5 protein-coding genes and 1 pseudogene are annotated in these 5,286 nt (G+C 39.0%); 1 reads left to right on the forward strand and 5 read right to left on the reverse strand.

The window, feature by feature from the left end; genetic code table 11:
• Positions 1 to 232, reverse strand: a pseudogene (locus AB685_RS30645) (gamma-glutamyltransferase); the annotation flags it as partial.
• A gap of 93 nt (positions 233 to 325) precedes the next feature.
• On the opposite strand from AB685_RS30645, the gene AB685_RS26030 reads away from it, so the two are divergent.
• On the forward strand, positions 326 to 874 hold the full coding sequence (locus AB685_RS26030; protein WP_047973498.1) for a GNAT family protein: 549 nt from the start codon (positions 326 to 328) through the stop codon (positions 872 to 874).
• A gap of 37 nt (positions 875 to 911) precedes the next feature.
• Here AB685_RS26030 and AB685_RS26035 read toward each other — a convergent pair whose 3' ends face one another.
• From AB685_RS26035 to AB685_RS26050, 4 genes are all read right to left on the reverse strand, one after another.
• The gene (locus tag AB685_RS26035; RefSeq protein ID WP_047973499.1) at positions 912 to 2,372 is read right to left on the reverse strand and encodes a catalase; all 1,461 of its coding nucleotides are present in this window, start codon (positions 2,370 to 2,372) and stop codon (positions 912 to 914) included.
• 70 nt (positions 2,373 to 2,442) lie between these two features.
• Positions 2,443 to 2,895, reverse strand: coding sequence for a TlpA disulfide reductase family protein (locus tag AB685_RS26040; protein WP_047973500.1), 453 nt, complete (start codon positions 2,893 to 2,895; stop codon positions 2,443 to 2,445).
• A gap of 82 nt (positions 2,896 to 2,977) precedes the next feature.
• On the reverse strand, positions 2,978 to 3,523 hold the full coding sequence (locus AB685_RS26045) for a peroxiredoxin (protein ID WP_047973501.1): 546 nt from the start codon (positions 3,521 to 3,523) through the stop codon (positions 2,978 to 2,980).
• 271 nt (positions 3,524 to 3,794) lie between these two features.
• Positions 3,795 to 5,108, reverse strand: a complete 1,314-nt coding sequence (locus AB685_RS26050; protein ID WP_047973502.1) for a SidA/IucD/PvdA family monooxygenase — start codon at positions 5,106 to 5,108, stop codon at positions 3,795 to 3,797.
• Between the last annotated feature and the right edge of the window lie 178 nt (positions 5,109 to 5,286).

The following is a 5,286-nucleotide window of genomic DNA, read 5'->3' on the forward strand; positions in this document are numbered from 1 at the left end:
AGGCTTGTGCTAAATGAGTTGGCAAACTCCCTTCCACATGAACCGTTTTACCTTCTGACCACATCCAGCGTGGTGCATCTAGAGCAGCTTGTGGATTCAAATGAAAATCAACTGTATTCATAACCACTTGCACATGTCCTTGAGGCTGCATAAAGCCACCCATCACCCCAAATGGCCCTACTGCTTCATTATCTTTCGTTAAGAAACCTGGAATAATCGTATGATAGGTTTTAAAGCTTCAATCTTTATTTGCAAATCCAGTTGCTCATGAAACTAGACCCATGGTAAGGTATATAGAAATTTTATCCATCAGGAGGGTTCACTCATGTTTCTCTATCAAATTCGTAATGACCTAGCATTAAAGCTAGTTTCTATTCAAGATGCCGAAGAAACCTTTCAATTAGTGGAGAAGAACAGGGCTTATTTAAGAGAGTGGCTTCCTTGGGTCGATTCTTCTAAGACGGCTGAAGACACGAAAGCTTCATTTCTCTCATTCCTGAAAAATTATGGCGAACAAAAGAGCCTTACCACTGCGATTATGTACCAAGGGAAAATTGCTGGTATAGCTGGTTTCAATAAAATTGATTGGACGAATAAAATTGCGTATATTGGCTACTGGCTAGGAAGTGAGTATCAAGGAAAGGGAATTATGACCGATGTGGCAAAAGCATTGACCGCTTATGCCTTTAGCGAATTGAGATTAAATCGAGTGGAGATCCGTGCAGCTGTAGAAAACAAAAAAAGCCGCGCTATCCCCGAGCGTCTAGGATATAAAAAAGAAGGTACTGTCCGTCAGACCGAATGGCTCTATGATCATTATGTCGATCATGTTATTTACGGGACGCTTAAAAGCGAATGGGAACAACATATATAAAAAAGATGAGTCTACGATTAGACTCATCTTTCGTTTATTACAATTGCTTCAATTTCTCCACATACGGAGTAATATCTTTTCCAAGAGAATCCGCTAAACGCTGACCAAATTCTTCATCAGCACGATAGAAATTACAGATTGCAAGCATTACCGTTTGCTCTGCTACATCTTCAAGGTCAGCAGTAATGTTTTTTATCACTGCATCTTGCTCTTCTTTAGAATAACGTCTCCACACTTGACCTGCTTGACCGAAATCATTTGGCTTATCAATCGGTTGACGACCTGTTACCCCTTGGATTGGCGTTTGTGGATCAGCATAAGCACCGTCTTCTTTCGGTGTATATTCATAACGGTTTGGTTCATAATTAATATGACCTGATTGTTCCTTAAATGTCATCGCCCCATCACGCTGATTGTTATTCACTTGCGCAAATGGGCAGTTAATTGGAAGCTGTAAGTAGTTTGGACCCACACGGTATCGTTGCGTATCTGAGTATGAGAATAGACGGCCTTGTAGAAGTTTATCTTCTGAAGGCTCGATACCAGGTACGACAACACCTGGGTTAAACCCAACTTGCTCCGTTTCAGCAAAAACATTCTCAGGGTTCTTGTTAAGAGTCATTGTCCCTACAAGCTGATAAGGGATATCCTCTTCAAACCAATCTTTTGTAGCATCTAATGGATCAAAATCAAATTTGTCCATATCAGCCGGATCTAGAATTTGAACATATAGATCCCACTCTGGATAGTCACCCTTTTCGATCGCCTCATATAGATCTTGTGAAGCATGATTGAAGTTATCAGCTTGCACCTTAGCCGCTTCTTCCATTGAGAGGTTCTTCTGACCTTGTTTTGGTACCCAACGGAATTTGGTGTAGACCATGTTGCCATATTCATTAATCAACTTGAAAGCATGAACACTTGATCCACGCATATGACGGTAGCTCGCCGGAATCCCTTCATCCGAGAAAAGATGGGTCATCATATTTGTTGATTCAGGACGAAGCGTCATGAAATCCCAATAACGATCAGGGTCTTGAAGATTCGTACGTGGGTCAGGCTTTAAGGAATGAACCATATCAGGGAATTTCATTGCATCACGAATAAAGAATACAGGTAAATTATTACCAACAAAGTCCCAGTTCCCTTCTTCTGTATAGAACTTGACCGAGAACCCACGCGGATCACGCAAAGTCTCAGGGGAATGCTGACCATGAATAACCGTAGAAAAGCGAACAAATAATGGTGTTTCTTGTCCCTCATTTTGGAACAAAGCAGCTTGTGTATAACGCTTTAAACTATTCTTCACCTTAAAGACACCGTGAGCACCCGCACCACGTGCATGTACGACACGCTCTGGAATACGTTCACGATCGAAGTGGGCCAGCTTTTCGATTAATTGGTAATCTTCAAGTAGCGTTGGGCCTCTTTGACCTGCTGTACGTGAATTTTGGTTATCATAAATGGGAGCACCTTGGTTTGTTGATAACTTTTTCATGATGTGAATTCCTCCTAATAGGCTTAAATATCGTTTAAAATTCTATTTTCTTCTAAAGAGTTTAAGAGAATTACTTCTGTTCATTTCCTAATACACGATTCACACGTTTACGAAGCATATCCATACCACTTCCGCCAGCTTGGAAGTGACGAAGCTTTCCTTCTTCATCAAATACATAGTAAGCAGGGACATATTTATTCTCAAATGCATCTGTTAATTTGTGTTCACTATCAATAAAAGTAGGCTGACTAATGTCATGACCTTGTGCCATCGCTTCAATAACAGACAACTCAAGATCTTTTTCTGAACGTGGCATGTGTACTGCCACTACATTTAATTCATCCTCAAATTCATCACGGAATTCATTGATCTCAGGCATAGCTTCCTTACACAATCCGCAACTTACAGACCAAAAATGGATTAATGTAGCTTTCCCACTTGATAGCAATTCTTCCTTTGTAACTTCATCATTTAACCATTTTGTTGCACCTGTTAATTCTGGCATTTCTTCACGTAATTTCATTTCAATTCTCTCCTTCTCTCTGAATCATTAAGGTTAGAGAAAGGGACAATCTGCCCCTTTCTATTTAATTTAAGATATTTTATTAAAGGGTTTCTTGACCAGGCTTCCAGTTAGCCGGGCAAAGTCCACCCGTTTGCAATGCTTGTAAGACACGTAATGTTTCATCCACATCACGCCCAATGTTGTTGTGATTAACGACCGAATACATTAATTCACCTTCTGGACTGATGATAAATAATCCACGAAGTGCCACACCTTCATCTTCTACAAGAACGCCATATTCACGTGATACTGTGTGATTCGTATCAGCGGCTAATGGATAGTTCAACTCTCCAAGACCATTGTCATCACGAGATGTATTGATCCAAGCTTTGTGAGTATGAACTGTATCTGTTGATACCCCAATAACCTCTGCATCTAAATCTTCAAATTCATCAAAACGATCACTCATAGAAGTAATTTCAGTTGGGCATACAAAAGTWAAATCCATTGGGTAGAAAAATAATACTGTCCATTTATCGTTTTTCATATTTTCTTCAAGGCTTACTTTCGCAAATTCTTTATTAGTCATAACAGCTTCCATTTCGAATCGTGGAGCTTGTTTTGCTACCATACGTTTGTCAGTCATTGTTAGAACAACTCCTTATTTATAATTATTATTATTTGATTACAGTTATCATTTTACCCAGGCAGACAACTGATGTCAACCCTTATTAATAATAATTTTAATTAAATAATCAACGTTATTAAATTTCCACTATAAACAGCATGCCAAATAGCGATATAAAAGGAATTCAGTATAAGATCTTCTCAATATCACTGTTTAATTTTATCAATAACTACTTATTAATGATAAATGATATGCTTACAGAAAATAAAAAAATGATCATAGCCACTGACTATGATCTGTTCTCTTTTCTATCAAATTGTTGAAAAACGGTATTTGACTGTAATGGATAGATCTCATCACCAACAATTGTATTGATAATGGTTTGGTTCCGTCTAACGGATAGTGCTAGATTTGTCGCACTAGCACCATGAGAATGCTCTAGGTTAGTAAGTATGAATATATGATTTTTACGTTCATTATGGAAGGCTAATCGATAATCCCGCGTGACGACAAATTCTTTCTCACTCTCCCATTTAAAGTCATCTTGCATATTTAACAACCACTTTGGCATATACGGTTTATAGCCCGTAGCAAAAATAACCTTTTCTGATTCATGTGTAAATTCTTCTCCCTGTTGCCATTGTTCGCACTTAAGTYCATATATCCTTGGCTCTACTTTCACTACATCATTTACAGCAGTCATAGCTTGAATTGTAACGGAAGAATCTTCCCTGTTAATCGAGCGGTGGTACAGAAGGTCATAAATAGCATGTAACGTTTCTACTTCCACGCCATTGCGCAATCCACCAAGCATCGGCAAGGCATCTTTCCTTTTTTCATAAGGAAGCTTCTGAAAATAATCAACATAATCAGGAGAGAATACTTCCTGCCCTAGCTTGCCTGAGTCTAGTTGAAAGAACCCCGCCGAGCGGGTGAACCACGTAAGTTGATAGTGATTGTCTACTTGCGTTTGCAGAAGATCATAAAACACTTCAGCTGCGCTTTGCCCTGATCCTACCACCGTTATGCTTCTTGCCTCTTTGAAATCTCGTTCATAATGCTTATATCGACTTGTATGAATAATATCATCATTGAGCTTTTCGTCAATTGGACTTGGGATCAATGGAGCGCTTCCCGTTCCTACCACAATATGTTCAGCCGTACACGTAAACGTTTCTTTTGAGTGTACAGCCTGAACCTCTACTTGATAAATTTTATTTCCCTCATCATACACTACATCTGTAACGAGATGACCAAACTGAAGATTACCAAGCTCCGATACGACCCATTTGCAGTAATCATTGTATTCAAGTCTTGGCACATCAAATCGTTTGAAGAAATAAAATTGGTACATGCGATTGTGTACGTGCAAGTAATTAAGAAAGCTGTATTGGCTTGTGGGATTTGCAAGGGTAACTAGATCTGCCAAAAATGGTACTTGAAGGTCAGATTGCTCAAGCAACATTCCAGGATGCCACTGAAACACCTCGGATTTATCAAAAAAGACGGCTTTCTTATCCGTTCTCTCTTCAAGCAATGCAGCTAATCCTAAATTAAAAGGACCAACTCCAACACCGATAACATCGTAATGACTATCTTTCATTTATGATTACCTACCCATCTTGGATTTTCAACGAGCTAATTCATTAATTTGCGCAATACCTTCATCGTCAATTTACCTTGTTTATATCTTAATGGCAGGTCTATTTTTGTTGATTGCTTTAAAATACTTTTTCGATGAGAAAACGTACGGAAGCTTTCCACTCCGTGATAGGCACCAG

It is taken from the genome of Bacillus sp. LL01 (genome assembly GCF_001037965.1).

Bases quoted from the DNA above. Each gene is read 5' to 3' on its own strand.
- AB685_RS26030 (WP_047973498.1), top strand. From the start codon at position 326: ATGTTTCTCTATCAAATTCGTAATGACCTAGCATTAAAGCTAGTTTCT.
- AB685_RS26035 (WP_047973499.1), bottom strand. From the start codon at position 2,372: ATGAAAAAGTTATCAACAAACCAAGGTGCTCCCATTTATGATAACCAA.
- AB685_RS26040 (WP_047973500.1), bottom strand. From the start codon at position 2,895: ATGAAATTACGTGAAGAAATGCCAGAATTAACAGGTGCAACAAAATGG.